Source organism: Halobacteriovorax sp. (assembly GCF_041587335.1).
Taxonomy (GTDB): Bacteria; Bdellovibrionota; Bacteriovoracia; order Bacteriovoracales; family Bacteriovoracaceae; genus Halobacteriovorax.
Window position 1 is genome coordinate 1 of sequence record NZ_JBFGYP010000264.1, and the last position, 2,097, is coordinate 2,097.

The window sequence follows — 2,097 nt, forward strand, 5'->3', positions numbered from 1 at the left end:
AAGTTCAGCTTGGACGACTTGAAGAACATGCTTCAGGAGGTTCAACATTCGATCCTTCAGGTTTCACTCTCACCGATACCTGTATACTCCCAGTCCTACAAAGGACGAAGTTTCTAGATGATTATTTTCAAACTAGGATTCTAGCAAACTATCCAAAGCTAACAAGAATAGGTCTTGCACATTTGGAACAACCTTATGTGCAAGACTCAGTCCCAAGGGACTTTAATGTAAAATTATTGAATTATTTAAATAATGCCGACGTTTACTTGGTTGAGTAAACTTTCATTGATCTGAAAGAGAGGATTCTCTCCCCTCTCTTTCAGATTTTTGGAAACTTTATAGTTAAGATGCCCTTGTCCTTATCATGATCTAACTTAAAGTCATTTTGATCAACTCCTCTTGGAAGAGATCTAGACTGATTAAAAGAAGACCTAAAAGAGCTCGTTACAGATCCTGTTTTATCTTCGTTAACAATTGTTCCAGACACTACAAGGTGCCCATCTTCAACTTGTACGTTGATTTCATTCTTTTCGGAAGAGCCCACTTCAATATCATAATAATAGAATTGATCATCTTCTCTTTCGCTAATATCTCCTCCGGCCATAGAAGTTGTAAAGCTTTGAATCCCTTGTGCTAGACCGCCAAAAAATGAGGAAGCATTTCTCGCATCTTCTTCAGCATCAGCAATCTCTTGATCAAATTGCTTTTTGATATCTTTGAACTTCTCATCAAAGTCTGCAAAGAAATTTGGTATATTAATTCCTTGATTTAACTTTTTAATCTCTTTTCTAATCTTAACCATCTCTGCTCTTTCGGCCTGAATAGAGTTATTCATGATAGTGTAAGTAATCGAACAAGAGAAAATAGCTCCTAAAGTAAATGCACCTATATAACCAAGCTTGTTTTTCATAAGACCTCCAGATTTAAAACCTATAATATTTTATAACTAATGAAGGTAAAAAAAAACCTTCTTTGTAGAAGGTTTAATTAATTATTTAATAGAGATGTATTTCTTAGAGTCGGTATCATATTTTAAAAGAACCATCTTCCCTCGTGAGACAACGGAAGCGACATGATTGGGACCATCATTTTCTAGAACGAAGGTAGTTAGAAGTTTGATACTAGGACTTCTTCTATCGCCTTCCTCTTGAGCAGTGAGTATTACATGGTAATCAATTGCTAGTTCATCAGATCCCTCAGAGAAAATTAAGTGGGCCACTGGTAATCCTCTTAATAAACCATTGTCACCTTGTTCTATTGTTATTTTTGCTGGGAAATCAACTGAAGACTCTGAAGAGTTATACCAATCGAACTGAAGAACTTCTAACTTCCCACTTGATCTGAGAAGGAAATGAACATCACCGGCTTCAATGGTGCGAAGTATATACCTTCCTTTAATTGTAGAGATGAATTCTTCTTTTCCGATAGATGCTGAAGAAGAAAAGCTTAAAATTAAGGTTAAAAGTATAAATAAAGATTTAAAGTTCACAGGATCCTCTCTTTTTTTGTGAACTTATCCACAATGACCCATACCGTCAACACTAATAAGTATCTAAAACTTATCTAATTATTAAGAGGTTCTCCAATAAACTACTGAAAATACTATTAAATATATTTTATACATCCCCATTTCACAACTTGTGAAATGTTTGTTAAACATCTTGTGAATTTCAATTTACGAACTAAATCTTGAAAGTTAGTTTTGTCTCAGATTTGAAACACAGTTCGAAAGAACATTAACTAACTCATTAGGAGAAAAAAATGAAAAAACTTTTTATTCTTGCAGCAGCAGTACTTATGACAGCATCTGTTTCGGCTCACACGCCAACAGCATCTGATTCTTGGTCAACAATCAAAAAACACTTCACGAAAGTAGTTTTCAAAGAGCCAACAGTAAAGCTTGATAACGGACCTATGACTTCTGCATTTTTTGTTTGTAAAGATGGTGAAGAATTAAGAACTAAGAAAACAATCAGCAAATGTGTTGCATGGTCACGTGGTGGTGGAGACAGAGATAGAGTTTGTACTAGAGAAGTTGAGTACTACGGTGTAGCAGCTATCGAAGGAACAAGAGAAAGATGTACTAAGTGGAGAAGA

General features: G+C 35.1%; 3 protein-coding genes and 1 pseudogene. 2 read left to right on the plus strand and 2 right to left on the minus strand.

The features are described 5' to 3' along the window. Window positions 1-278: hypothetical protein (locus tag ABX784_RS17220; RefSeq protein WP_372656295.1), on the plus strand; the 278-nt coding region annotated here is incomplete at its 5' end. A gap of 41 nt (window positions 279-319) precedes the next feature. On the opposite strand, the gene ABX784_RS17225 is transcribed toward ABX784_RS17220, so the two are convergent. Together ABX784_RS17225 and ABX784_RS17230 are read right to left on the minus strand one after the other, a co-directional pair. Continuing rightward, window positions 320-910: an Hsp20/alpha crystallin family protein gene (locus ABX784_RS17225; protein WP_372656296.1), complete on the minus strand. Its 591-nt coding sequence runs from the start codon at window positions 908-910 to the stop codon at window positions 320-322. Between the two features lie 81 nt (window positions 911-991). Then, a complete protein-coding gene (locus ABX784_RS17230; protein WP_372656297.1) occupies window positions 992-1,489 on the minus strand; it encodes a hypothetical protein in 498 nt (165 codons plus the stop codon). 272 nt (window positions 1,490-1,761) lie between these two features. Between ABX784_RS17230 and ABX784_RS17235 the strand changes: the two are divergent. Then, window positions 1,762-2,097: pseudogene (locus ABX784_RS17235) on the plus strand (hypothetical protein); the annotation flags it as partial.

Coding starts and splice junctions, on each gene's coding strand:
- ABX784_RS17225 (WP_372656296.1), bottom strand. CDS start 910: ATGAAAAACAAGCTTGGTTATATAGGTGCATTTACTTTAGGAGCTATT.